Here is a 26,881-nt window from a genome sequence, read left to right on the forward strand (position 1 = left end):
AATATGAATAGGCAAAATTTATTAGAACTACAGGAAAAATTAGAAATTGAGTTCAATCAATTAGAATTATTAAAACGAGCTGTAACTCACAAATCTTATGCTAATGAAAGACGGAGTAATAACTTAAAAGATAACGAACGTTTGGAGTTTTTAGGTGATGCCGTCTTAGACTTAGTAGTCAATCAATATTTATTTGTTGAATATCCTGACCACCCTGAAGGAGAACTGGCTCAGATTAGGTCAGTAGTGGTTAGTGCTCCTACTTTAGCTGAAAAGAGTAGAGAAATTGACTTAGGTCATTATCTCTTATTAGGTAAAGGAGAAGATGCTACTGGCGGTAGACAAAGAAATTCTATTCTAGCTGATGCCTTTGAGGCTTTAATAGGTAGTGTTTATTTGGATCAAGGTTTAGAAGTAGCAAGAACTTTCATTTTGGATTTATTAATTCCTAATATTCAAATGGTAGAAGAAGGTAATCATATTCAAGATTATAAAACTTTGCTCCAGGAATTATTACAGAAAAATTCTGACTATCGTCCCCAGTATGAAGTGATCAAGGAAGAAGGACCTGATCATAATAAATCTTTTACTGTCCAAGTTAAATTTAAAGGAGAAGTTTTAGGAGTTGGCACTGGCTCTAGTAAGAAAAGGGCTCAACAAAGTTCAGCTAAAGAAGCAATTGATAAATTAGACAGGTAGCTCGTATTTAACGGGCTGCTTTTTTGTATATAAAAAGTAGTAAAGATTGCTTTAATTTAAATAATTGAGTATAATTTTTAGTAAAGAAGTATAATTTTTTGACTATGGAGGAGGGCTGAGATGGGATGGCTTAAATTTACGGTAATTAATATAATTTTAGTTTTAATTTATCTTGTAGTTGCTACTGGTTTATTAAATAGCCCTGAGCCTGGATTTGTTTATGATTTTAAAGAAAAACTTAAATTTAATGAAGTTATAACTACTAATTCAAATGCGGTAGTAGTAGTTGGGACAGTTAAGGGTGAAACTTATGAGGATGGAAGAGATGCCTTTGTAGCTAAAATAAATACTTCGGGAGAAATATTATGGTCGCATAGTTTTGGCGGAACTGGGGATGATGAATTTTATAATATTCAGCAGACAGCTGATGGCTTTATATTAGTTGGTAGCAATGCTGAGGCTTTGGATTTGTCTACTGATGCTTATGTAGTGAAAATTGATAAGTCGGGTGCAAAAGAATGGGAAAAGAAATTCGATAATCAATTTGCTAGTGTGTTTTATGATCTTATAGTTAATGCTGAAGATAATATAGTATTAGTAGGTGAAATTGAGTATTTAACTGCAGAAGATGATTTAAATACCAATGCTTATGTAGTTGAAGTTAATTCTCAAGGCCAAAAACAATGGACTGAAAAATTTGGAGGGAGTAATTTCACTTCTGCTCAAGCGATTATAAGTAGTGGAGTTAAAGATTATTATATTGCTGGGCATACAAATCAGCAGGCGGGGCAAAAGGCATGGCTGCTAAAACTAAAAGATAGAAAGCAAGAATGGTCTAAAAATTATTTTTCTCAGGGTAGTAGTTCATTGTATGACTTAGAACTTTTAGAGAATGGTCATTTAATTGCTGTAGGAGAAGCAAATGATGAACATAGTTCTGCTTATGTTGTACAGTTGAATCAGTCTGGGGAAAAGCGATGGGAAAAATTAATACAGGATAAAAAAAGTTCTTATTCTGTGTTTTATACTGCTGAAGAAATATCTGCAGGGCAGATTGCCCTTGGTGGAGTAATTTCTGTTCCTTTAAAGTTTGGTAATCTAAACTCAATTAGTTATAAAGATGTAGTTTATTCAGTGATAATTAATAATCAAGGTCAAAAAATTAAAGCTAAGAAATTTGCTGAAAAGAAGTCTGGAGCGTTAAAAGGTAGTACTAAAATTAATCCAGGTCAAATAGTTTATGTTGGTAATTTGAGTCAATATGAAGTTGATGCTCACGGATATATGTTAATGTTAACATATTAATTTCAGTTTAAAAATCAGTTATTAGAAGTAAGGAGGTGTTTTATTTTTGAGTAAACTTAGTTTAAAAACTAAAATGTGGCTTATGATATTAACTATAGTTTTATCAGTTTTAGCAGCAGTAATTTATGTACCTAATTTAACGTCTAATTGGTTGAAAATTAGTGCATATATAGTTTTGATAGCAGTGATATTAAGTAGTATTCGGTTTTTAAATAATAGTATAGACCAATTTACAGGAGAAATTAATCGTTTTACACAAGAATTAGCAGCAGGAAATTTAGATGTAAAAGAATTAACAGTCACCGAAACTGGAGAACTTGGGGCAATAAAGGAAAATTTGAATCAAATGCAGCAAAAATTACGAAGTAGGATTGAGGAGATTTTGAGTAATTTAGATAAACTAGAAACTTATAGTAAGGAATTATCTGCTTCTTCTGAAGAGGGTAATGCTACAATTGAGGATACTACAGATTTGATTGAAACTATTTCAGCTAGTATTCAACAAATTTCAGCTAGTACACAGGAAGTAACTAGTTTGGCCCAAGAATCTGACTCTAAAACTCAAGCAGGGCAGCAAAAAATCGAAGATATTTTATCTACTATGCATGATATTAATGATTCAGTAAGCAATTCTGTAGAAATCATTCATGATTTAGAACAAAATTCTCAAGAAATAGGTCAAATAATTGAATTGATTGAAGATATAGCAGAACAAACAAACATGTTAGCTTTGAATGCATCTATTGAAGCTGCTAGGGCTGGTTCGACTAGTAGCAACTTAGAAAACAGTGAGCAAGCTAAAGTTGGTTCTGGTTTTGCTGTAGTAGCAGAGGAAATAAGGAGTTTAGCTGAAGATACTAATCAGGCTACAGAAAAAATAGCGGGATTAATTACTGAGACTCAAAATAAAGCAGCTAAAGGATTAAAATCAATTAAAGAAGTTAAATCTTATGTCGAAGAAGAGGAAGAAGTGATTGAGGAGACAGGCCAAGTATTTAAGCAAATTTCTCAAGCTAGTCAAGATACTACTGCTAAAATTGAAACTACTTCTCATGCGGCTCAAGATTTAGCAGAAAACAGTAAAGAGGTTCAAGCAGCAACGGCCGATATTGATGAGATGTCAAGAGAGATTGCTAATTCTTCTCAAGAATTAAGAGGAGTAGTTGAAGATTTGAATCAGTTATTACATCAATTTAATTTTAGTAGTACAGAAGTAGACTCATTAATTTGGAAAGATAAATATTCTATTGGGATAAATAAGATAGACCAACAGCACCAGCAACTATTTGAACAGGTTAATAAATTAATTTCTATGACTGAAAAAGATAAAAGTCAAGCAGAAATAGAAGAAGTCATAGATTTTTTAGCTCAGTATACTATTAATCATTTTGAAACTGAAGAAGAGATTCAGCAACAGTATAATTATCCAGACTATGAACATCACAAAGAGATTCATGATAATTTTGTAGCAGAAGTAAAAGAAGCTAAGTCTAAATTAGAAAATGGAGAAATGGGTAGTGCTGATTTAGTCAAGTTAAATAAAATGGTTAGTCGCTGGCTAGTAAATCATGTTAAGGGAATTGATCAAGAATTAGGAGCTCATATTGCACAGCAGGAAGAATGAGTTAATGTTCAGTAATTAGCTTTAGCTATAAGGTTTGAGGCATGAGTTAAAAAAGTAATAGCAAAATTATAAATAGTCTTACAGTTAGTTTAAGCCTAAGTAGTTTCTTTGTTATAAGAAATTATTTAGGCTTAATTTTTTTATTCTAGTTTATTTTTTGAAGAAAGTTTAAAGTTTTAAGCTGATGATTGAAATTTAGAAGTTAAATACAGTTAATACTTAGTCACTTATGAACATATTTTAATAAAAATTTGACAAACAGTAACAAAGATTATAAAATATAACCCATACTCCCTGGGTGGGGGTTATAAGAAAATAAGATATAGGAGGATTATAATGGAAAGAATATTAGAAAAGTTAAATCTAGCAGAAGTAATTGGAGAATCAGCCTGGATGTTATTGTTGTTATTTTTAATAGTAGGGTGGAAGTTCCCAGTGATTGGCATAGTAGCAGTTTTTTGTATGATTGCTCCAGTAGTGGCAGCTAGTTGGAAAGAAGGGCGAATATGGTGTGGTAATCACTGTCCCCGGGGACAATTTAATGATAATTTATTGAGTAAGATTAGCCGTAGTACAGAAATTCCTAGTTTTTTCAAGAGTGTTTACTTCAGAATTGGATTTTTCTTATTCTTAATTTATAATTTTGTAACAGGAATTATTAATGCTAATGGAAATTTAGCAGCTATTGGATTGGTATTTTATAAAATTATTTTTGTAACTACAATTATTACAGTTAGTTTAGGAGTCATATTTCATCAACGCACTTGGTGTGCATTTTGTCCAATGGGTTCTTTATCTGCATTAGTAGTTAAAATAAAGAGAAAATTTGTATCTAACCCGATGCAGATTAAAGTAGATGAGGAGAAATGTGTTGACTGTGGTTTATGTTCAGAAAATTGTCCTTTAGATTTAGAACCACATAATTTTTCTGAAAAAGGAGATTGTAATTTAGACTGTTTACATTGCAATGAATGTATTGATTCTTGTCCGGTTGATGCTTTAAATAAAGTCAATAAAAATTAATTTCATAAATTCAGTAATGTTTTACCTCCTATTGGCTCATAATAAAAAATGAGAATAGGAGGTTTTTTAATGCGTAAAAAAGTGAGAATTCATTACGATAATAGTGACAATTTTGCTAATCCAATTTTATGGGTTTGGACACAGGGGACAGGGAGTTTAGAACGTGAATTTTTTCCTGTAGGTAAAGATGATTATGGATATTATTATGATGTTATTTTAAATCGTAGTAGTTTTAATTTTAAATTTAAAGATAAAAAAGGAGAGCATACAATTTGGGAAGCGGATAATAGTGATAGATTTTATAGTGCTAATTTAGGAGGAGAGATTTGGTGTAAATCTAATTGGCATAATATTTACACAGTAAAACCTGCTACTATAAAAGGTGATATTAACGATATTTATCTATCAATCAAGGATTTGATTCCTGAAGATAATTTTTACTTACCGACTACTGACGTAGCTGATTTCAATACTAAATCATTATTAGGGACGCATAAGTTAAAAGATGGGACAATTAGTTTTGCTTTATTTCATCCGCGCGCAGGTAGAGTTTATTTAGGGTCCAATATTAATGGATTTAAGACTCCAGGTTATTGTGAAGCGTGTAATATAGAAGAAGAAAAATTTATTGAGTTAGATTTATACTGTGGTTATTATGACCAGCCTAATATTTGGTGGACTAGAGTTGATCCGCAACAATTTGAAAGTGAGATAGATGAAATAGAATATAAATTTTATGTACAAGGTGGTACTGGAGGGATAGAAAGATGGGTTTATGATCCTTATACTAGAGTGTATAGTAAAGACTATCGCAGGTTGAATTGTCAAGTTGTAGACCCGACTTCTTTTAACTGGAGTGATGATAAATGGCAAACTCCTAGTATGAGTGATTTGATTATCTATGAATTAAATGTGTATGGGTTTACAGATGGAGATTCAGATATACCTTTGCAGGACCAAAGTACTTTTCAAGGAGTTATTAGCCGAATTAAGAGTGGATATTTTAGTGATTTAGGAGTTAATACTTTAGCTCTAATGCCTACATCTGAATCTTGGAGTTCTTTTGGGTTAGGCTATGACCCCTGTAGTTTTATGTCTGTAGAACAGGATTTTGGCACCCCTGATGATTTTAGAAAGCTTGTTAATGTTGCTCATAAGCATGGATTAGCGGTAATTATTGATCAGGTGTTTAATCATACCTCTAATCAATTTAATCCGCTCTGGGAGCTAATTGATGATAATAGTGGTTCAGGTGGATTTTATTTTTCTGGGTCTACACAGTGGGGGAATCGTTTGGCAACTGGTAAAGATGAAGTAGATAATATGCTAATTGATTCTTGTAAGTTATTTATTGAAGAATATCATGTTGATGGATTTAGATTTGATGCGACTCATAGTTACTATCTGGATCATAAATTACTTTATGAGTTGCATCAAGAGATTAAACAGGGGATTAAAGAAGATGCGATTATGATTGCAGAAAATTTGCCTAATCAAAGAGATTTAAATTTTTCGGGGGTTGATGGTTATGCGCAGTGGTGTGACTTATTCCATGATAAAATGAAAGCCTTGTTACGAGAAGGAAGATTTAGAGACTGGTGTACAGATACACCTGATAAGTTAGGGGATATATTTTATTTCTGCCGTAATCAATTTGCTGCTCATACAAATAATGTAGTTAATTATAGTGAAAGTCATGATGAAACAAGTGTTAAATATGAAGTAGAAACTAACCAGATTGCTGATTGTGAAATTAAAGATAAGAAAGCAAGATTAGCGATGATGGCTACAATGACTGCTTTAGGACAACCGATGATTTATATGGGCCAAGAGTTTGGGATTAATCGCGATGCTAATGATATTAATGTAGAAAAGTTGACTCCTGACCCTAATTGTCCTAATCCAGGTGATTTTTATAATCCATTTTATCAATGGTCACAGCAGCTGATTAATCTGCGTAAGAAGTATAAAGCGCTGCGTATTTCAGGATTTAATCCGATTGAAACAGAGCAATTTCGCTGGTTACTTGGCCCGTGGTTAAAAGCAGAACAGGGGCAAGGAGAAAAAGTAATTGGATGGCAGACAAAGGATAAAGATGAAGGTACAGAAATGTTTGTACTCTTGAACTTTGCTAATAAAGAACTACAGTTTAGTTTAGAATTTGAAGAAAAAAATTCTACCTGGTCTCAAATAGCTGATTTAAATAAGATAACTGATGCTAAAACAGAAAAACTATTAAAAACTGCTAATTTGCTGCAAGTAACGGAAGGAAGTTCAGAATTCAAGTTGCCAGCTTATAGCGGATTTATATATAAAAGAGTTAAGTAACTGCAAAATTTTATCAATAATCAATGAGAAAGAAGGTAGTGTATGAATTATTATTGGTTAATTCAAGCACTAGGATATTGGAGCCTGACATTGTTTGTTGTTCCTAAGGAATATATTAAAAAGTTATTATTATTTTCTTTTGTAGGTGGTTTTATTTATACTTGGGTTGTACAGTATATGGCAGTACAAATTTTTGAATTATGGGAATATAAATCTGATTTATTAACTTGGCAGGAGATTCCGTTCTTTTTTGTCATGAGCTGGTTTGGAGTAACTTTATTATATGGGTATTTATTGATGAAATATTCTAAGTATCAACTTTATATTTTGTTTTTATTTGTCGGGTGGACTACATTAGCTAATTATATTCCCCAGCGGTCAGGAATATTTATCGCTAAAAATTGGAGTCCTTCTACTACATTAATGTTTGCTTTATTTAGCCATATATTTTTGTTGTATTTATTAAAGTGGATTAATGGTGTAGAAGAAATAGGAACTAAAGATGATTTGTTGAACTTAAAATAAATAATAAATCAAATAAGAAACAGGAGGATTATCCTCCTGTTTCAATTATTTTAGAGGTTTATTATTTTTAGAAGTGATATATTTGAAGAATAACCAACTACCGCCGGTTAGTAAGATGATACCTAATAGATTAAACCATAAAGGCTGAAATTCTACAGTAGCACTAAATTTAGTATTGAAGCCTTGAATTTTGAAAGGACTAAAATAAATTGAAAGATACGGTAATAAGTTAAAAAATAAACTAGCTAAAATACAGTCTAAAATAGATTTCGTCTGAATATAAAGCCAACTTAATAGAATACTGATAGTTAAAGTTGTTAGTAAGTTATATAGACTAAAGTTAATTAAAATTTGAAAGAAGGCAATGGACAAAATAGCTATTTCAGGGCGGTATTTATTTAACATTCCCTTAAGAACTATGCCCCGGATTAAAATCTCTTTTAGAACAATATTGATTGTAGTACTGACTAAAAAGATAATGATTAGGCTGCGAGAATCAGTAAAAATAATTTGATTTAAAGTAGTTATTATTTTTTTAGATAGTGGGAAAAAATGATGTGAAATATTATTTACTTCTGATAAGATGATATTTAATCCACAGGTGCTTAAGAATATAGCAATTACTTTGTAAGTGTTAGTATTCCAATTTGTAATAGTGGTGCTAAGAGTAATATCTTTATAATTTTTGGTTCATAAGATCATTAGGACAAATATTAAAGGAGTAGATAATAATGCAAAAAATAATGAGGGGTTTCGTAGGGGGAATGAAAACAGATTACTAATAAAATTAAATAGATTAAAGAGTATAAATTGCGCTAAAATAAAAATAAATAACATAAAAAATAGATTAGATATACTAAATTCTAAGTTTTTATCTGACATGGAAAATTCCTCCTTTGACAATTATATTATATAAATTAATTAGCAACAAGTAAAGAGTAAGGAGTAAAGAAGTAATGAGTGAAGAGTAAAGAGGGGAAGGCAGTAAGAACAGTAAGGCAGTGAAGAAGTAAAGAGTAAAAAGTGACGAGTAACGAGAAAAGAGTAAGATAGTGAAAAAAAATAAAAGAACAATAAGAAAGATTAATAAGTAAAGATAGAACCTAATGTAAGAAAATTAAAAATCATATAATACTCAGTTTCTCTGTTGTTATTGATTTGAATAGAGTCAAATTATATTTGAACCTATGAGAAATATGTATTGTGATAAATTATAGATAAATTCATAGGAAAGGTTTTAACTAGTTACTCTTTACTCATAACTTGTTACTAATTACTGATTTTATTAATTATAAAGCAGGAATTTGACTAGAAAAGTTTAAATAATTTAATTAGGAAGGAGGAATTAATGAAAAAATGAATCAAAAAAATGATAATATATTCGCATTAGATATCGGAACGAGAACAATTGTGGGAGCAATTTTAGAAAGAGATGAAGATCAACAATTGAATTTAAAAGCTTCGCAAGTAATTGAACACCAAAATAGATCAATGCTTGACGGTCAAATTCATAATGTGATGGAAGTTGCTGAGCAAGTGAAGAAGATAAAAAAGAATTTAGAAGAAGAATGTGCTACTACTTTAAATAAAGTAGGAATTGCTGCAGCTGGACGAGCTTTAAAAACTGTTAAAAGTTCGCATCAAATTGACTTTAAGTCTAAAAAAGAAATAAAACAAGAAGATATCAGAATGTTAGAATTTGGGGCAGTACAAAATGCCCAACAAGAATTAGCTTCTCATGAAAATCAAAATACTGCTAATGGGTACCATTTTGTGGGTTATACAGTTTTAGAGAGTAATTTAGATGGAATTAAAGTAGAGAGTTTATTAGGTCAAAGCGGTAAAGGAATAGAAGTTGAGGTGATTGCTACTTTTTTACCGCGGATTGTAGTTGATTCTTTATTAACTGTAATTAGAGAAGCTGAATTGGAGGTAGAGCATTTAACCTTAGAACCGATTGCTGCTTCTCAATTAGTGGTTCCTAAACAGATGTATAATTTTAATTTAGCTTTAATTGATATTGGGGCTGGGACATCTGATATTGCGATCACTGAAGATGGTTCAATTATTGGTTATGCGATGGTACCAGTAGCTGGTGATGAAATAACAGAAGCAATTTGTGAAAATTATATGGTAGATTATCATCATGCTGAAAAGATTAAACGTCAATTGCAGACTGAAGATGCGGTAACGATGACTAATATATTAGACCAAGAAGAAGAGATTCCTAGTAGTAATGTAATTGATAAAATTGAGGCTACAGTTGATGAATTAGCTCGTTTAATTGGAGAAGAGATAATCAATTTAAATGGTAGTCAGCCGCAGGCTGTTATGTGTATTGGAGGAGGTAGTTTAACTCCATTATTAGAAGAAAAATTGGCTGAAAATTTAGATCTGCCGCAAGCTAGAATTGGGGTTAAAGATATAGAGAATATTGACCGAGTGACAGGTGAAATTGAAGAACTAGCCGGTAGTCAAGCTGTAACTCCTTTTGGAATTGCTGTTAGCTGTTATGAAAATATGAATCGAGCTAATTTCCTTGATGTAGAAGTAAATGGAGATCGAGTCCATTTATTTACTTTAACAGAACCACGAGTTGCAGATGCATTATTAGCAGCAGAAATTGATCTTAAAGCTTTAAAAGCTGAACCAGGGATGGCTTTATCTGTTGAAGTTAATGGTGAGCTGAAAATGATTCGAGGAACGATGGGTGAAAAAGGTAGGATCTTATTAAATGGTGAAGAGGTTGATATTGAAACTACAATTACACAAGGGGATCAATTAGTAGTTGAATTAGGAGAACAAGGGAAGGCTGCAACAGGAGAGATTAGGGATGTTGTACCTGAACTTCCAACTCGAGAAGTAACTATTAATGGTACTGCTGTGGAGATAGAGCCAATTTATTATATGAATGGTAAAAAAGTAGGTGCTGAAACTGAATTAGAAGATAGAGCAGAAGTAACATATGATATATTACAGACTGTAGGTGAAATAATTGAAGAAATATTAGAACTTCCTACTAGTAAAATAAGGACTAAAACTATTACTTATACTTTGAATGGAGAAGAAAAGCAGTATCAGCGTCAGAATTATCAGATTGTACTGAATGGGGAAGATGTTGACTTGAGAGCCGAAGTTGATGAAGGAGATGAGTTAGTAATTGAAGAGAATGAAGCTGAATTATTAACTATTGCTGATGTAATAGAACAGCAGGATATAGATAATGACTTAGAGATTATATTTAATGGTCGAAAAATAGAAGTACCTAATCTAAACCAGAAGCTATTGAAGAATGGTCAGACAGCTACTAAAGATGATTTAGTTGGCTCAGGAGATGAGATAGAATATAAAGCTGGAGGAATTAGATTAAATCAGTTGTTAAATCATATTAATTATGATATTTCTAATATATCAGCAGGAAAATTGAAGGTGAAGAAGAATGGAGAGGAGATTAATTTCACTGAACAGTTAATTGATGGTGATGAAGTTGAACTCTATATTGAAAATAGTGCTCAAGATCAGCGAGAAGAAGTAAAGAAAGAAATTAATAAGACTGATTCATTAGTACAATTAAAGAGGAAGTTGAATCAAAAGATAAATAACTGATAATAAAAAACCCCCAGATTGGGGGTTGCTTTAATTGATTTTGCTAAAAACTTTACGTAAAGTTAGTGATAGCCAAAAGATCATGATTATAGTAGCAATAGTCTCAGAAATAGGAAAGGCGTACCATAAATTAGATAAACCATAGAATTCTCCTAGAAAATACATAATTGGAAGTAATAAAATGATTTGACGTAAAAATGATAATAATAAGCTAGGCATTCCTTTTCCGATGGCTTGAAAAGTGGTAGAGCCAATAATTGCTGGACCAATAATCGGAAAAGCAATACTAATTTTCTTTAAAGCGCTGGCTCCAATTGATACTAATTGTGGATCAGAGTTAAAGAGCAGAATTAATTCTTCAGCAAAAATCTGAAATAATACTAAACCTGCTGTAGTAAAGCTAATTGCTACAATAAAGCCATATTTAATTGTCTTTTTCATCCGCTGTGGTTTATTATGTCCGTAATTATAGCCAATGATGGGCATATAGCCTTGAGTTAATCCAAAAACGGGCATAAAAACAAAAGATTGGAGACGGAAATAAATACCCATAGCAGCTATAGCTAAGGGATGGTATTGGCTTAAAATCCAATTAACGCCTAAAATCATAATACTAGCTAATAATTGCATCATCATTGCTGGTAAACCGACTTTATAGATTTTATAGATGATTGTAGCTTCAAATTTAAAGTCTTTCATTTTCAATTTAAGTTGATTATTGTCACTAAATAAAATAAAAGCAATGAAAATCCCACTAATAAACCTAGCTAATACTGTAGCATAAGCTGCTCCAGCAACTCCTAAAGTGGGAAAAAAGCCAAAACCAAAAATGAAGAATGGATCTAAAATAATATTAATAACTGCTCCAATTAACATGGTGAGCATGGGAGCAAAAGTATTGCCTTCCCCGCGAAGAATATTGTTAGCAATCATCGGGAAAAACATAGCTATTGACCCTAACATAATGATTCTAATATATTCGCTGCCAATGTTAATTAAATCGATATCATTAGTTAATAGTTGAAATAATTCGCGCGAATAAAAATATCCAATTAAGAAAAAAAGCACTCCATAAATTAGAGTGATGGCAATAGTATGTTCAGCTGCATTATCAGCTTGCTGATCTTGCCCTGAGCCTAATAGTCGTGAAATCAAAGAACTACTGCCAACACCTGTTCCTACGGCAATAGCAATTAAGAGTATTTGAATAGGAAAAGATAAAGAAAGGGCCGATAAGGCTTGTTTACTATAGCGACCAATATAAATACTGTCAACTACATTGTATAAAGCTTGAATCATCATCCCAATAATCGATGGTACGGAGAGTTTAAATAGTAACGGTAATATCTTTTCTGTACCTAAACGGTCAGATTTTTTAGTTAGTTCCATTATTGTTCCTCCTACTGAAAATAATACTATAAAATTAATTATTAAAATAAGTGACGAGTAGATATTGTTTTACTCGTCACTAAAATTAAGAATAATAACTTAATTATATATAAAATAGAAAGTAATATCAATTTAGAATGTCAAAAAAGGATGTGAAATTATGAATTTTGCTGGAATAGATTTAATTTTTGCTCTTTTAACGGTTGGAATAATAGTGATAATTAGATTTATGACTACAAAATTACCAGAAACTATTTTAATTAAAGGACAAGATAATCAAATTATATTCTCATTAGCTAAGAAAAATATAAAATATTTAATTATAGGATTAGGACTTTATGTATGGCTGATGGAATTCATAATTGTTAATGAATTATTGTTATTAAGATTAATTACGCCGTTATTATTAGAAGGAAGTCTATTTGCTTTATTAATCATTACTAATTTAGGTTATAGAAAGTTAGGTGAAAGACTGACAATTACGGGATTTTTTCTATTTGTAGTTAGTGTTGTTTATTTAGTGTTATAGCTATTATCTTCAAAAATAAGTTGTTTATTAATTGAAATTAATCGGTGATTAATAGCCACTTTCCATACTTCTTCCAGCTTAGCTTGGGGGGAAACGATTATTTTTTCTTCTTTAGTTACTGGAACTTTAAATTTGAATTTAACTTGAGGATTGAAATAATGCCAAGCTTCTTTGCTTAAAGAAATTTCTTGCTCTTTAATTTCCATTATAGTTAATAATTTTAGTAGTTCTTTATTCTCTGTATTAATCTTTTGTAAGTGTAATTCTTGTTGGGCAAAGTCTAAAGGGATTTTTTTAGATAATGGGTAATGACTGAGTACAGCAATTATTTTTCTTAAAGCTGATTCAGACTTTGGGAAAAAAGTATCAATGGCTGATAATATCTTTTGTTGTTGAGAACTTTGCAGCCAAGATTTAAATTCAGGCTTGATTTTAAATTGTTTTGAAATGAGATTATAATTATAACTATAGTTTAATAGTTTATGATATAGAGTATTAGTATGAAGTTTAGTAAAATTAATTTTTTTTAGAAATGAAAGCAATTGTTTTTCAGTTAATAGTTTTTCTTTAGTTTTAGAAAAATATTTAATTTGGGATAGGATTAAAACTAAATAGTGGAAAAATGATAGATTGGATTTATTATTTTTAACTTTTACTTCTGTTCCAAATTTAAATTTTTTAGGAGTTGAATTATCTTTATTAAAAGTTGAAGTAGATAAAATATTTTTAAGTAGTGGCTTTAATTCAGAAAACAGATAGCAAAAATCACTTTGTTTATAAATCGATCCATAATCTAATAATTTATGATAACTAGTTAAATCTAGGCTATTCTTATTAATAGATTCAGTTGTTAATAGTTTTTTGAGTACTTGTTGCTCGGACTTATTGAATTGATTGTTAATTAATTTTTTTAGATAATCCCCTTGGGCTAATTTATTTGTAACTTGATTACTAATCCAACGACGCGAAAAATCTGGATTATAATAAATTCCATGTTGCTCAGTCAATTCTTTAATGCGCTTGTGGTCTACATTATGCAAATAAGTTTTTAATTTCATGTTTTTCCTCCTTTTAATTAAAAGTAATCAGTATATTATTATGTAAAGTATAGATTTTAAATTACTGTCCACGGATAATATTGCTAAAAAAGTAAAAAAGTTTAGGGTAACATTTAAAGTTGACTATCATAATTATAAGAGTAGAGCATTAAAAGGAGGGTTTAGCATGGATAAAGAGAGTTTGTCTAGTGAGGAATTAGCTAAAAAGTTAGGATTCAGTGAAGAATTGATGGAGCAGATGGGAATAAAAAAATTAACTGCTGAACAGCTACAAATGTTGCATACTGTAATTGATTTACATTCTAATGATCAAGAAGCTTTAAGCAATTTAGTTAAAGAAACAGGACTTGAAGGAATTTTAAATAATTTACCTAATGTAAAGCAGAATAATATTAATAATCAAGAACAATTGTCAAAATTATTAGAACAGATAAAAGAAATAACTGCTAAAAAAGATTTAAATTTATAATCCAATTAAAAAGAATAGTTATCATTTTTAACAAGGAATAATAAAATTTCTCTAGAAAAAGTAATTATGAGAGTTATTTTGTAACAATTTATCGAGGAGGGTAAAAAATATGAATTTGAACATAGTAATTGGTGGAGAAGCGGGACAGGGATTGAAAACCCTAAGTAATATTTTAAGCAAAACTTTTTTCAAGATGGGATTTAAGATTTATTCTAGCAAAGACTATATGTCCCGAGTTCGCGGGGGACATAATTTTATGAGTATTAGAGTAGGAACTGAAGAATTAACAGGGCCAACAACTGATGAAGATATTTTATTGGCCCTCAATGAGGAAACAATTGAGCGACATCAGGATAATGTAACTGATGATGGTGTAATTGTATATGATGGTGAAATTGATGTAGATGCTGATATTGTGACAGTAGATGCTGGAGATATTGCCAAAGGAATTGGAAACTCTAAAGTTGCTAATACAGTTTTCGTAGGAGCATTATTGAAATTATTAGACTTAGATTTAGATATAGCTAAAAAAGTTTTGAAAGATTATTTTGCTGATAAAGGTGAAGAAATTGCTAAAGTTAATGCTGAAGCTCTAGAGCAGGGTTATGAGGCAGTCAATAATCAATTTTCTTTACCTGAAGTAGACAAAGAAGAGGAAGAAATGCTGATTAGTGGAAATCAAGCAGTAGGTTTAGGAGCAGTGATGGCAGGAGTTAAGTTTTATTCTGCTTATCCAATGACTCCATCGACGGGAATTATGAATTATATAGCTAGTAAAGAGAATGAATTAGGAATTGTAGTTGAACAAGCTGAAGATGAAATTGCTGCTATTAATATGGCAGTTGGGGCATCTTATAGTGGTATTAGAGCTATGACAGGAACTTCCGGTGGAGGATTTTCTTTGATGAATGAAGGATTAGGTTTAGCTGGAATAACTGAAACTCCATTAGTAATTGCTGAAGTTCAGCGCCCAGGTCCAGCAACTGGATTACCAACTAGAACGGGACAGGGTGACTTATCTTTTGTAATTAATGCTTCACAAGGTGAATTTCCATTAATGGTGATGGCACCGCGGACTGCTGAAGATGCCTTTTATCAAACTATGCGTGCCTTTAATTTAGCTGAAAACTACCAAATTCCAGTGATTATTTTAAGTGATACCTTCTTAGCTGATTCTAAGAAGAATATTTCTGAACTTGATATTGAGCAGGTGGAAATTGAATCTGGATTTATGTCTGATGAAGAAGCAGCAGAAGTTGAAGACTATAAACGTTATGAATTAACTGAAGATGGTATTTCACCATTAGCTTATCCAGGTCAGCTAGAAGATGATGTAGTGTTAGTTGATAGTGATGAGCATGATGAATATGGTCATATTATTGAAGATGCTGAAACAAGAAATAAAATGGTAGAAAAGAGAGATGCTAAATTACAAAAGTTAGCTTCCGAAGAAATAACTGAGCCTGAATATTGTGGTCCGGAGGAAGCAGATTATGTGCTTGTGAGTTGGGGTTCTACTTATGGACCTGCTTTAGAAGCACAAGAATTGCTACAAGAAGATGGAGCTGAAGTAGGATTATTATCCTTTAATGATCTATGGCCATTACCAACTCAAAAAATAGAAGAGTTAGCAGAAGATGATACTGAATTGATAGTAGTAGAAAATAATTATACAGGGCAATTTGCTAAATTATTGAGAACAGAAACAGGTATTAATGCCCAGCATAATATCTTGAAATATGATGGAAGACCGTTTACTGGAGCAGAAATTTATAATCGAATTCAAGATGAGGTGATTAAGTAATGGTAGATAAAGCTATGTATGAAGGCAATAGAGAGACTGCTTGGTGTCCTGGTTGTGGAAACTTTCCGCTGCGACAAGTATTAGTTGATGCATTAGCAGATTTAGATTTAAAACCATCTCAAGTTGCAATGTTTACAGGAATCGGACAAGCGCCGAAGATGCCTCATTATATGAAAGTGAATGGGTTTAATGGTTTACATGGTCGAGCTTTACCGCCGGCATTAGGAATGCGAGTTGCTAATAAAGATATGAAAGTAATTGTAGAAACTGGTGATGGTAATGCTTATGGTGAAGGGGGCAATCATTTGCTCCATAATATTCGCCGTAATCCTGATTTGGCCCATTTTGTTCATGATAATCAAATTTATGGTCTGACTAAAGGTCAAGCTTCACCAACTACAGGCGAAGAGATTGAAACTGCAGTGCAGCCGAATGGAATTACTGCTCAACCTTTAAATCCTATCAAATTAGCTGTGAGTATGGAAGCTAGTTTTGTAGCACGAGGATTTGTCGGTAATAGAGACCATCTAAAGATGTTGATGCAGGAAGCACTTAAGCACAGGGGATATGCGTTAATCGATATTTTACAGCCATGTGTTTCCTTTAATAAGGTGAATACTTATCAATGGTATGCGAAAAGAGTCTATGAAATTGGTGAAGAGTATGACCCGACTAATTATGATGCAGCAATGAAGAAAGCAGAAGAATGGGGCGATGATATTCCATTAGGTATCATTTATAAAAATGAAGATAAAGCAATTTTTCATGATAAATTGCCACAAGTAGATGACAAACCATTAGTTGAAAAAGAAAGCACTCCTCAAGATAAAGAATATTTATTAAAAGAATTTAAATAACATTAAAAATCAGCCCTATATAGGGCTGATTTTTAATGTTTAAGCTAATTATTTTCTCATCCCCATATCATTATATTTATTTTTCCAATAAAATATAATTTATTCAAATTAAAAGAAGGGATATGTAAATTAAATCAGAAATAATAAGATAAGATATGTATTTTTGTTAAAATTAGTATAATTTATAAAAATAAAGATAAATTGTAATGGGGAGATGTGAAAATGGATGTATTTGTAGCTAGACAACCAATTTTTGATATTAATAAGAATGTATATGGTTATGAATTGCTATATCGAGATGGAATTGATAATTATTATAAGCATATTGATGGTGATGTAGCAACATCTGAAGTTTTAAATAGTAGTTTTTTTCTAATTGGATTAAAAAGTTTGACTAATTGTAAAAGAGCATTTATTAATTTCACTACTAATTTAATTCAAAGTGAAGTCCCTACTATCTTTGATAATCAATTAATTGTAATTGAAATACTAGAAGATATAAATTTGAATTTTGAAATTATTAATTCTTGTCAAAAGTTAAAAGAAGAAGGCTATATGATTGCTTTAGACGATTTTATATTTAAACCTAAATATTTATCTTTACTAGACTTAGCTGATATGATCAAAGTGGATTTTTTAGCTACTACTCGTAAAGAGAGAGAACAAATAGCTAATATTGCTTTAGCAAAAGGTATTTCTATTTTAGCCGAAAAAGTAGAGACGCAAGAAGAATTTGAAGAAGCTGTTGAGTTAGGTTTTTCTTATTTCCAGGGCTATTTTTTTAGTAAACCAGTTGTTATGAGTGGGAAAGATTTGCCAATTTCTCCATCTAATTATTTTAGAATTTTAGAGGAATTACATATTGCAGAACCTGATTTAGATAAAGTAGCAGTTATCTTAGAAAGAGATTTATCTCTATCATATAAACTATTAAAATTAATTAATTCAGCAGCTTTTCCAATTAGAGGACGAATTGATTCTATTAAAAAAGCCGTTACTATGTTAGGAATAGATGAATTTGAAAAATGGATCAATCTAATTATTTTAAAAGAATTATGTGAACAGAAGCCAAAAGAAATAATTCGCTTATCTATTATTAGAGCTAAATTTTCTGAGTTAATAGCTCAAGAAATAGGGAGAGAGGATAAATCTAAATTCTTTATGATGGGCATGTTTTCTTTATTAGATGTGCTAATGAATGATAGATTTGAAAATTTATTATCTGAGTTACCAATTCCTGAAGAAATAAAAAGTGCTCTATTAAAAGAAGATGGTATCTTTGCTAATGTACTTAAATTAGTATTAGCATATGAAAAGGCAGAATGGCAAAAACTATCTCAAAATGCTAGAGAACTAGAAATAGAAGAGGATAAAATAGCTAATTTTTATCAAAAATCAATTGAGTGGTGTAATAATGTTTTAGCACACACAGCTTAAGTATGAATAATTAAATTGCTACCAGACCACCTTCAAAGGTGGTCTTTTTTTAATGAATTTAAATTAGCAGACTAAAGCCTTGACCCATATGATAGTAAAAAAGGAGGGAAAAAAATGAGTAAATGTATTGAAATTAATTATAATTGTTCTAAATTAGCTGATTTTATAAGAAATTTAAAATCTGAATTTCTTACTATAATTATTAAGGCAGGAGGAAGTCGTAATTCCGAAAATTGTTGTTGTGTCCAGAGGGGGTATTTTTGTAAATTGAATCATAATCTTATTCAATTATTTAATAAAGAAAAAAATAGTAAAATTTATATCCCCTTAGATGCAGTAGCGGCAATTATTATCTCTGAAGAATGTACTACTCAAGAAGAAAATAATACTGATAAGAATAGTGAAAATGAAATTGATAAAGATAATGCTGAAATTAAAGATTCTAAAGAACAGCAGGATACAGATATTTCTCAGGAAGAAGAAGTTGAAGTGAGTGATGATTTAATTAGTGAAAGAAGAGTATATGGATATGGTCGCAAGATAAATATTGATTTTTTAAAGAAAAAAAATGATTTTATTGTTACAGAAATAAATATCACAGAATTATCTCTATCAACGTATTCTTTAGAAATAGAAAAGAGTTTTATCTATTATTTCCATAAAGATGGTATTAATGATCGGGCAATAGAGTTATTAGTATCACCATCAAGTCCAGGAAAGATTGAAGAAATCATTACTAATCGGGCTAAAACCAAAGCAATAATTAAGGGTCAGGGAATAGTTCATATTGATTCAGAAAATAAAGGAGAGTGCGAATTTAAGTTATTAGTAACTAAAAATAGGGCATTGATTAAGATAATTGAAGGAAATGAGGTCTTAGAACGCCATGATAAAGAATTGGTAGGAGTTTGTGAACAAGAGAATAAACCATTTTCTATATAAAGTTTCACTGTACAGTGAAGCTTTATAGCTAGAAGTAAGTAGCTAGGAGCTAGTAGTTAAAAACATAAAATCAAATTCAAAGCTGTGAACTGTTTTATGGTTTTGAATTTACTACTAGCTACTAGCTTTTATCTACTAGCTAGTGGCACGATAGTGCCACTTTATATAGATTAATTGTAACAAAAACCCCTTGTCCCACATATTATATAGCAAACCAAAAAAAGAAAGGGGAATATTAATGTCAAATACTATTGATGATCTTGATATTGATGTATTATCATCTGCAATAGCGGGAGCTTTAGCAGAAGCATTAGCAGATTCAGAAAGTGATTCTGGCTCTGATGCGAATGCAGATGTAGAAACAGATGTAGATGTAGATAGTGATTCTGATTCAAATTCAGATAGTGATTCAGAAAGCAATTCAGATTCTGATTCCGATTCTGATAGTGGTTCTGATTCAGACTCAGATAGTGACGCTAATGCAGATGCAGATACAGAATCTAACAGTGATTCTGACTCAGATAGTGACGCTAACGCAGATGCAGATACAGAGTCTAATAGTGACTCTGATTCAGATAGTGACGCCAATGCAGATGCAGATACAGAGTCTAACAGTGATTCAGACTCAGATAGTGATGCCAATGCAGATGCAGATACAGAGTCTAATAGTGATTCCAACTCAGATAGTGATGCTAACGCCGATGCAGACGGTGAAGCCAATGCTGATTCCATGTCTAAGGCAGTAGCTGAAGTAGATGCGCCACCGCGCTGTGATCAAACTGCGCAAATTGCGCAAGATAATAAGCAACCGCAGGCTTGTGTAACTAGTGAAGATTGCGTTACAATTAATCAAACTAGTAATACGGAAATAGAGGTAGAAAATGAAAGAGAAGATGACGATGACTGTTGCCAATGAATTCGAACTGCAATTACTATAAGTGATAAATAAAAAGATTCGGTCTAGTGTTCTAGGCCGAATCTTTTATAAATTAGTATCAGTATATTAGGTTAAAGGAGGATTAGATTATAAATGAGAAAAAACAAAGTAGGTTTAAAAGAGCTTGATTGTTATGTTAGTGGAGATATTAAACAGACGCAAAATTGTGATATAGATGTGCAACAGCCGAATAATAATGTAGTAGCTTCCCAGGATGTTAATACTCATCAAAATGATAGGAAAAATGAAAATTCTAAAACAGATGAAATAGATAACATAAATAATCAGAAATCTGAAGAGCAAATAATACAACAGGCTAATTCGCAGCAAAGTACTGAGCAGCCAGAAAATAATGTGTGGGAAGTAACTGGTGCAACAATTAATCAGAATAATAATTTAGATAAAACTTGTAAAAGAAAGGAGTGAAGATAATGAAAGAAGATTGTGATAAGCAGGGTTTGATTAAAGATATTACCCAAAATAATGATGCTGGTGTTTCAATTCAACAAAAAAATATTATTATTATTTGTAGTGATATTTTTAATGAAACTAATTTAGAGTCAGAGCAATTAGAAGATATATTAGGAGAAAAGTTTAAATTAGAGATTAATGAGCGCGGAGAGGTTAGATTAAATAATAAAGCAATGCAAATAAAAAAATTGGAGAATGGTTTAAATGCTTTGGTGTTAGAAGAAGAGGTTGTCACATAATACTGGTTGAGCTCATATTATATTGTAAAGCAAATGAAAGGAGAGATTATGCCATGTCTGATTGTGGAGGAGGTCCAGGAAGAACTACTACTAGTGTAGCTCAATTATTATGTGTAGAGTTTGATGTAGAGTATCAAGTTAATGTTAAAAATCCTAAAAATATTAATGTAGTGCCAGTAAAATGTTTAGGTAAAGTAGTTTGTGATGAAGGAGATGAATGCCCTGATTGTCCTGATTTAGAGAATGAGGAAGAATGATCAGAAGGATGCTAAATTGAATTAATAATAATAATAGTGCTTTTTCAATATCAAGATTGGGAAAGCACTATTGAAGTTAGCATATAACTATAAAAAAAGGAGAGATGAATTATGGATGAAAATTCTGAAGTTATAACAGTAAGATATAAAAGTTATTTTAAAGTTAATAATGATCAAGCAGAAGAAATCAATCCTGATGATATTGAAGTAGATATCAATACTAATAATTCAAATAGCGAACAAAAAAATCAAAGTAAAAAACAACCTAACTTTTTGGCTTTGACAGTGTTATGGGCTTGTTTCACGTCTTGTCAGCAGGGGATATTATTTTTAGACAAACCGCTACCTTGGGCCGAAATTGATTTAAATCCAGAAAATATTGAGTCTGAAAAAAGTAATTTTAACTATGAAGAGTGGTTGGCGTTTTTAAATAATATTGTTGATAAAAATTGGACTGATTGGATTAGTGAACCACAAGAAATTAAGCAGAGAGCATTAACGGCTTATAGTCAATTGAGTTGTGATTATTCTGACTCTGAAGCAGAAACTGATATTAAAGAAAAAAAAGAAGCCCAAAAATTAAAAGAAAAAATAAAAAACAATATTCAAGCAAGGCTAGAAGAATTAGAAACAAAAGAACATATTGAATTAAAGCAAGATGAAATTTTAGAAAAGGTAAAAGAAAAAGTGATTGCTACCCTCCACTCATAAATTATATTGTAATAATTTAATTGTGCTTAGATTAAGTTTTATATAAAAGGTTTTTTTATAATTTATACAAAGGAGGGAAAAAATTGGGTCACTGTGATAAAGTAACTTTTACTGAACAGTTAAAGGCACAAATTGGGGAGTTTATAGTTATATATATTAAGTCGGGGGCAGATTGCTGTAAACATCAAGGAGTTCTCTGTAATATTGAAGAAGATTTTTTAGTTTTAATTGGAGATGGGATCAAAACTGAAATACCATTACAAGCAATTGTTGCAGTCAAAAAGAAAATTTCGGGTGGTAAAAACAATAAGGATGATTGCTATGACGGATGTTGAGGGCAAGTTTAATTTTAGTTTGACTAATGAAGAAATAGATTTTTTATTAGGAATATTAAATAATAAGGAGCAAGAAGAAGTAGCAGATTTAGAAAAAGAGTTAAGGAATTTCTTAAAAGAACAGTTACAAAAAATTAAGAATAATAGAATAAGTAAGGATAAAAAAGATGACCCAGTAAGAGAAAAAAACCAATTGATGTTACAATCATCAACAGACAAAACAACTGCAACTACTCTAATAAAGAAATCTTTAGAAAAGAAAATAGGGAAAAGAATAATTTTAAATCTGAATACTGCTGAAGATTGTTGTACTATAACAGGAATCATTTGCAAAATTGAGCAAGATTTCGTTATTGTTTTAGAACAAGATTATAAAATATATGTCAAATTAGATACAATAGTAGCTGTTCAAAATAAAATTGGAAACTATAATAAAGCAAAATGTAATAATTATGAAGATAAAAACAACAAGTTAAAAAATGCCCACCAAGAACATGATTTTACTCAAAACAATAATCCAATTGATTTTAATAATGAAGTAGAGTGTAAAAAGTTTGAAAAAAATTATGTTAATCTAATTGAATAATAGTAAAGCCCAAGGAGAGATATATTCTCTCCTTTATTTATTTTTTGGATGGAATATTTTGCAGATTAATTCTTTAAGGAATTGCATAGAGACAAAGTAGAATACATTGGTAGAATTTTTCTTTTGTTTGTAGTTGAACTACAATTTCTTCAGTTTTGATTTTTATTTTTTTACTTTTAACTTTATTTTTTACTTTTATGAAAGTGCAAATGGGAAAGGTGAAATTAATACAGTGGACTGTTTGAGATTCATTATCTGCTACATAAAAGACACGTTCAGTTATTGTGCCTTTAATTATTAACTTTGGCCCATGAGGAGTAGATATTTTTTTATAGGAAGTAATAGTTGGTTTTAAAACAATTTTAGATAATTGTTGAATTGGTGGTTTTGTATTGGGTTTTTTAATAGATTGTTCGTTAATTATTTCTTTATAGATAGTATTATCAGGGAGCTCATTAATCACATCTTCAATTGTAACTAATTGGTATAAATTATTGTTTTGTAATGATGCACCCATTTTTTTACCTCCTTTATAGATTTAATCAGTATATATATATTCTTTAACAGACTTTTTTATAGCTAATTTCATAACACAATTATTCTTTATGTGGAATATATTGTAATAAGGAATAGAAAGGAGGTTTTATTAGATGGCAATAATTGGAGGTATTGATTTAGGAGAATTGGTTAATTATTTATTTTTCTTTGCAGATGCTAATCAAGATGCTAATTGGCAGGGAGCTAGTAAAGGATTTGTTGGTGATGTAGCAGTTGATGGTCTCCAAGCTGATGAACGTACTGCAGGTACTGTTCCTTATGCAGGAATAATCTCTACTAATGATACTACTTTAGATGCTTGGCAAGATATAATTGATGATAATCCTCTTCAATCTGCTAGTGCATTGAATGAACTAGCACTTATTAGCAATTTAGAAGCTGATTTAATAAGTGCCTTTCTACAAATTAATGCTCTTGCTGCTACACCTGGCTTTGAAAATCGTTCATCTGGTTCTCTTGATGGATTAGATACTACCGGAGGCGGAGCAAATGTTACGGTTATTAACGTTACATCAGGTTTTACTGTTTCTAGTCCGATAACTATAACAGGAGATGCTAGTGATGTTTTTATTCTTCGTTGGGATACTGATGCAGACCCAACGAATGGTTATCAGGGACAGGTGAAATTTCAAAGTGGTGGCGCAATTATTCCTGCTGGAGGATTAGAACCAGGTAATTTTATTCATGTAGCTGGCGATATTAATTCTTCAGGAGGAGGGAGTACTCCAGCTCCGCCATATCCGCAAGGACCACGTTTTGATGATGGACAGGGTGCTTTGATTAATGGTGGTAGTGATTTTAGCGGTGGTGGTTTTTTTACAGGTTACTGGTTGACAACAGGAGAACCTGATACTCCTTTTCCTCCAGAAACTGATCTTATTCAAGGAGAAACTCAATCTCTTAGTAATGGTATCTTTGTTGGTGGATGGTATACGATAACTACTGCTTTTAGTATGACTTCGGGGACCAGTGGGGTTTATGTTTCTCCCAACCCAGCTACTATTGTAGGAACTCCACCAGTGGTAGATAAGACTCCGTCAAGTGGAACAATAGTTAATGAAATAACTCAAATAAATGTAACAGCTTCAGATGCTGAATGTTTAGATCGCGTGGAATTATATATAAATGAGGTATTGGTGCAGACGGTAGTTGATAATGGACCAGGAGACCTGGACCCTGATCCCAATGAAATTAATTTTGTTTTTAACTGGGATACAACTGCTGAAACTGATGGACTTAATTTAGTCTTAGCCCGAGCAATAGATTGTGATGATAATCAGAGCAATGATTTAAATCAATATATAGTAGATAATACGCCGCCGATAGTAGATAAGACACCGCCTAGTGGTTCATTTGTAACGGGAATAACTCCAATAGAAGTAACAGCATCAGATGCTGAATGTTTAGATCGAGTAGAGTTATATATAGATGGAAATTTAGTAGAGACAGTAGAGGATAATGGACCAGGAGATAATGATCCAGCCCCTAATGAAATAAACTTTACTTTTGATTGGGATACAACAGTGGAAACAGATGGAGATCATATAGTAATTGCCCGTGCTATAGATTGTACTGGGAACCAAACAGATGATAGAAATGAGTATATAGTTGATAATACGCCGCCGATAGTCGATAAGACGCCGCCTGCAGGATCAATTGTCAGCGGGCTAACCCCGATAGAAGTAACAGCTTCTGATGATATTTGTTTAGATCGAGTGGAGCTATTAATTGATGGAAGTATAGTAGAAACAGTTGAGGATAATGGTCCCGGAGATGATGATCCAGATCTAAATCAAATTAATTTTACTTTTAACTGGGATACTACAGCAGAAACGGAAGGCGACCACACAGTGATAGCAAGAGCAATTGACTGTGTAAGGCAAGAAACAGAAGATGAAAATATTTATACAGTAGATAATACCCCGCCAGTAGTTGATATTGTAGATCCGCCTGATGGTTCATTAGTGAGCGGAATTACAGAAATAGATGTGACTGGTTCTGACAATGAATGTTTAGATCGAGTGGAATTGTATATTGATGGGAACTTAGTATTTACGCAGTCGGTAGCACCAGGGACTAATACAGCCTTTACTTTTGATTGGGATACTATAGTAATAGCAGATGGTTTGTATAATATCAGAGCAGTAGCTATTGATTGTGCTGGTAATGAAGCAGTTGATCAAATTCAGTTAATAGTAGATAATACGCCGCCTGATGTGGATAAAACGCCGCCTAGTGGTTCATTAGTAACTGGGATAACCCCAATAGAAGTAACTGCTTCAGATAATATTTGTCTAGATCGAGTAGAATTATATATAGATGGGGATTTAGTAGAGACAGTAGCAGATAATGGCCCAGGAGATAATGATCCAGATCCTAATGAGATCAAATTTATTTTTGACTGGGATACGACTGCTGTAGCAGATGGGGAACATGTAATCATTGCAAGAGCAATAGATTGTGTGGGCAATCAAACTGATGATCAAAATATTTATAGAGTAGATAATACACCACCAGTAGTAGATATTATAGATCCACCGGATGGCTCTACAGTAGAAGGGGTAACTCCAATTGAGGTAACTGGATCAGATAATGAATGTTTAGACCGAGTAGAGTTATATATTGATGGTGAGTTAGTAGCTACGGAATCAGTAGCCCCGGGAATGGAAACCACTTTTTTCTTTGATTGGGACACTACTCAATATTTAGAAGGCCCCCATGAAGTAACAGCAATAGCTATTGATTGTGTTGGCAATACTGCTGATACAACTAACATTTATATTGTAGATAATATTCCTGATAACTTTGTAGAAGAGTTAGTAGATGGTAATTTAACTTTACCAGAACAGAAACCAGATATTGAACAGATAATAGATTTTAATGTAGCAATAAAAATTGATGAATTGTTTACTATTGATGCTATTCAAGAAACTAAAATTAAGGTGAAGGGTAGAATAAAGATTACTATTTCTTATGTGGCAGATGTAGAAGATAATAGTCAACCAGTTAATTCTGCTCATTTTACAATCCCTTTTAAAAGCTTAATTACTGGTTTGCCAGTAGATGCTTGTGTTTCATTAGATCCAGTAGTTATTTTAGAACATGTGCAGCATCATTTGATAGATTCTCGAACAATTAAAAAAGCTATTGTCTTCTTGATTGGTGTTAGAGAATCATAATAGAAAGGGGTGA

The 26,881-nt window shown here is 31.6% G+C and carries 25 protein-coding genes; 21 read left to right on the forward strand and 4 right to left on the reverse strand.

The features are described from left to right. The first annotated feature begins 3 nt into the window (after positions 1 to 3). The 6 genes from rnc (at position 4) to JOC47_RS07155 (ending at position 7,504) form a co-directional block, all read left to right on the forward strand. Positions 4 to 699: a ribonuclease III gene (gene rnc / locus JOC47_RS07130; protein WP_204701374.1), complete on the forward strand. Its 696-nt coding sequence runs from the start codon at positions 4 to 6 to the stop codon at positions 697 to 699. A gap of 120 nt (positions 700 to 819) precedes the next feature. Beyond that, complete coding sequence (locus JOC47_RS07135; RefSeq protein ID WP_204701375.1) at positions 820 to 2,004, forward strand: hypothetical protein; 1,185 nt, start codon at positions 820 to 822, stop codon at positions 2,002 to 2,004. Between the two features lie 46 nt (positions 2,005 to 2,050). Continuing rightward, complete coding sequence (locus JOC47_RS07140) at positions 2,051 to 3,628, forward strand: bacteriohemerythrin (protein ID WP_204701376.1); 1,578 nt, start codon at positions 2,051 to 2,053, stop codon at positions 3,626 to 3,628. A 336-nt stretch (positions 3,629 to 3,964) separates the two neighbouring features. Further along, positions 3,965 to 4,651 (forward strand): 4Fe-4S binding protein, encoded by a 687-nt coding sequence (locus JOC47_RS07145; RefSeq protein WP_204701377.1) that lies wholly within the window; start codon positions 3,965 to 3,967, stop codon positions 4,649 to 4,651. 69 nt (positions 4,652 to 4,720) lie between these two features. Further along, positions 4,721 to 6,979, forward strand: a complete 2,259-nt coding sequence (locus JOC47_RS07150; RefSeq protein ID WP_204701378.1) for an alpha-amylase family glycosyl hydrolase — start codon at positions 4,721 to 4,723, stop codon at positions 6,977 to 6,979. A gap of 42 nt (positions 6,980 to 7,021) precedes the next feature. After that, positions 7,022 to 7,504, forward strand: a complete 483-nt coding sequence (locus JOC47_RS07155) for a hypothetical protein (RefSeq protein WP_204701379.1) — start codon at positions 7,022 to 7,024, stop codon at positions 7,502 to 7,504. A 45-nt stretch (positions 7,505 to 7,549) separates the two neighbouring features. On the opposite strand, the gene JOC47_RS15420 is transcribed toward JOC47_RS07155, so the two are convergent. Beyond that, positions 7,550 to 8,176: a CPBP family glutamic-type intramembrane protease gene (locus tag JOC47_RS15420; protein WP_204701528.1), complete on the reverse strand. Its 627-nt coding sequence runs from the start codon at positions 8,174 to 8,176 to the stop codon at positions 7,550 to 7,552. A 684-nt stretch (positions 8,177 to 8,860) separates the two neighbouring features. On the opposite strand from JOC47_RS15420, the gene JOC47_RS07165 reads away from it, so the two are divergent. Beyond that, on the forward strand, positions 8,861 to 11,110 hold the full coding sequence (locus JOC47_RS07165; protein WP_204701380.1) for a cell division protein FtsA: 2,250 nt from the start codon (positions 8,861 to 8,863) through the stop codon (positions 11,108 to 11,110). A gap of 30 nt (positions 11,111 to 11,140) precedes the next feature. Here the strand turns inward: JOC47_RS07165 and JOC47_RS07170 are convergent, their stop codons facing one another. Continuing rightward, positions 11,141 to 12,499: an MATE family efflux transporter gene (locus JOC47_RS07170; RefSeq protein WP_204701381.1), complete on the reverse strand. Its 1,359-nt coding sequence runs from the start codon at positions 12,497 to 12,499 to the stop codon at positions 11,141 to 11,143. Positions 12,500 to 12,659: 160 nt separating this feature from the next. On the opposite strand from JOC47_RS07170, the gene JOC47_RS07175 reads away from it, so the two are divergent. After that, a complete protein-coding gene (locus tag JOC47_RS07175; protein WP_204701382.1) occupies positions 12,660 to 13,028 on the forward strand; it encodes a hypothetical protein in 369 nt (122 codons plus the stop codon). Here JOC47_RS07175 and JOC47_RS07180 read toward each other — a convergent pair. Next, on the reverse strand, positions 13,013 to 14,086 hold the full coding sequence (locus JOC47_RS07180) for a hypothetical protein (RefSeq protein WP_204701383.1): 1,074 nt from the start codon (positions 14,084 to 14,086) through the stop codon (positions 13,013 to 13,015). The genes JOC47_RS07175 and JOC47_RS07180 overlap by 16 nt on opposite strands. Before the next feature lie 166 nt (positions 14,087 to 14,252). On the opposite strand from JOC47_RS07180, the gene JOC47_RS07185 reads away from it, so the two are divergent. From JOC47_RS07185 to JOC47_RS07240, 12 genes are all read left to right on the forward strand, one after another. Next, the gene (locus tag JOC47_RS07185) at positions 14,253 to 14,555 is read left to right on the forward strand and encodes a hypothetical protein (protein WP_204701384.1); all 303 of its coding nucleotides are present in this window, start codon (positions 14,253 to 14,255) and stop codon (positions 14,553 to 14,555) included. A 109-nt stretch (positions 14,556 to 14,664) separates the two neighbouring features. After that, positions 14,665 to 16,359, forward strand: coding sequence for a 2-oxoacid:acceptor oxidoreductase subunit alpha (locus tag JOC47_RS07190; RefSeq protein ID WP_204701385.1), 1,695 nt, complete (start codon positions 14,665 to 14,667; stop codon positions 16,357 to 16,359). After that, positions 16,359 to 17,216: a thiamine pyrophosphate-dependent enzyme gene (locus JOC47_RS07195; protein WP_204701386.1), complete on the forward strand. Its 858-nt coding sequence runs from the start codon at positions 16,359 to 16,361 to the stop codon at positions 17,214 to 17,216. The genes JOC47_RS07190 and JOC47_RS07195 overlap by 1 nt, the downstream gene beginning before the upstream one ends. 222 nt (positions 17,217 to 17,438) lie before the next feature. After that, positions 17,439 to 18,653 carry an EAL and HDOD domain-containing protein gene (locus JOC47_RS07200; RefSeq protein WP_204701387.1) on the forward strand — a complete coding sequence of 405 codons (1,215 nt, stop codon included), beginning with the start codon at positions 17,439 to 17,441 and terminating at the stop codon, positions 18,651 to 18,653. A 114-nt stretch (positions 18,654 to 18,767) separates the two neighbouring features. Beyond that, positions 18,768 to 19,595: a hypothetical protein gene (locus tag JOC47_RS07205; RefSeq protein ID WP_204701388.1), complete on the forward strand. Its 828-nt coding sequence runs from the start codon at positions 18,768 to 18,770 to the stop codon at positions 19,593 to 19,595. 238 nt (positions 19,596 to 19,833) lie between these two features. Continuing rightward, positions 19,834 to 20,511: a hypothetical protein gene (locus JOC47_RS15685; RefSeq protein WP_204701389.1), complete on the forward strand. Its 678-nt coding sequence runs from the start codon at positions 19,834 to 19,836 to the stop codon at positions 20,509 to 20,511. Positions 20,512 to 20,625: 114 nt separating this feature from the next. Next, positions 20,626 to 20,958: a hypothetical protein gene (locus JOC47_RS07215; protein ID WP_204701390.1), complete on the forward strand. Its 333-nt coding sequence runs from the start codon at positions 20,626 to 20,628 to the stop codon at positions 20,956 to 20,958. A 5-nt stretch (positions 20,959 to 20,963) separates the two neighbouring features. Next, positions 20,964 to 21,242 carry a hypothetical protein gene (locus tag JOC47_RS07220; RefSeq protein WP_204701391.1) on the forward strand — a complete coding sequence of 93 codons (279 nt, stop codon included), beginning with the start codon at positions 20,964 to 20,966 and terminating at the stop codon, positions 21,240 to 21,242. Between the two features lie 53 nt (positions 21,243 to 21,295). Then, positions 21,296 to 21,499 carry a hypothetical protein gene (locus tag JOC47_RS07225; RefSeq protein ID WP_204701392.1) on the forward strand — a complete coding sequence of 68 codons (204 nt, stop codon included), beginning with the start codon at positions 21,296 to 21,298 and terminating at the stop codon, positions 21,497 to 21,499. A gap of 111 nt (positions 21,500 to 21,610) precedes the next feature. Then, a complete protein-coding gene (locus JOC47_RS07230; RefSeq protein ID WP_204701393.1) occupies positions 21,611 to 22,210 on the forward strand; it encodes a hypothetical protein in 600 nt (199 codons plus the stop codon). An 83-nt stretch (positions 22,211 to 22,293) separates the two neighbouring features. Beyond that, positions 22,294 to 22,545 carry a hypothetical protein gene (locus JOC47_RS07235; RefSeq protein WP_204701394.1) on the forward strand — a complete coding sequence of 84 codons (252 nt, stop codon included), beginning with the start codon at positions 22,294 to 22,296 and terminating at the stop codon, positions 22,543 to 22,545. Beyond that, positions 22,523 to 23,131 (forward strand): hypothetical protein, encoded by a 609-nt coding sequence (locus JOC47_RS07240; protein WP_204701395.1) that lies wholly within the window; start codon positions 22,523 to 22,525, stop codon positions 23,129 to 23,131. Before JOC47_RS07235 ends, JOC47_RS07240 begins: the two co-directional genes overlap by 23 nt. Before the next feature lie 73 nt (positions 23,132 to 23,204). Here JOC47_RS07240 and JOC47_RS07245 read toward each other — a convergent pair whose 3' ends face one another. Next, positions 23,205 to 23,648 (reverse strand): SPOCS domain-containing protein, encoded by a 444-nt coding sequence (locus JOC47_RS07245; protein WP_204701396.1) that lies wholly within the window; start codon positions 23,646 to 23,648, stop codon positions 23,205 to 23,207. Positions 23,649 to 23,781: 133 nt separating this feature from the next. On the opposite strand from JOC47_RS07245, the gene JOC47_RS07250 reads away from it, so the two are divergent. Then, the gene (locus JOC47_RS07250; protein ID WP_204701397.1) at positions 23,782 to 26,868 is read left to right on the forward strand and encodes an Ig-like domain-containing protein; all 3,087 of its coding nucleotides are present in this window, start codon (positions 23,782 to 23,784) and stop codon (positions 26,866 to 26,868) included. The last annotated feature ends 13 nt before the right edge of the window (positions 26,869 to 26,881 follow it).

This window comes from Halanaerobacter jeridensis (assembly GCF_016908315.1).
In the GTDB taxonomy this organism is placed as follows: Bacteria; Bacillota; Halanaerobiia; order Halobacteroidales; family Halobacteroidaceae; genus Halanaerobacter; species Halanaerobacter jeridensis.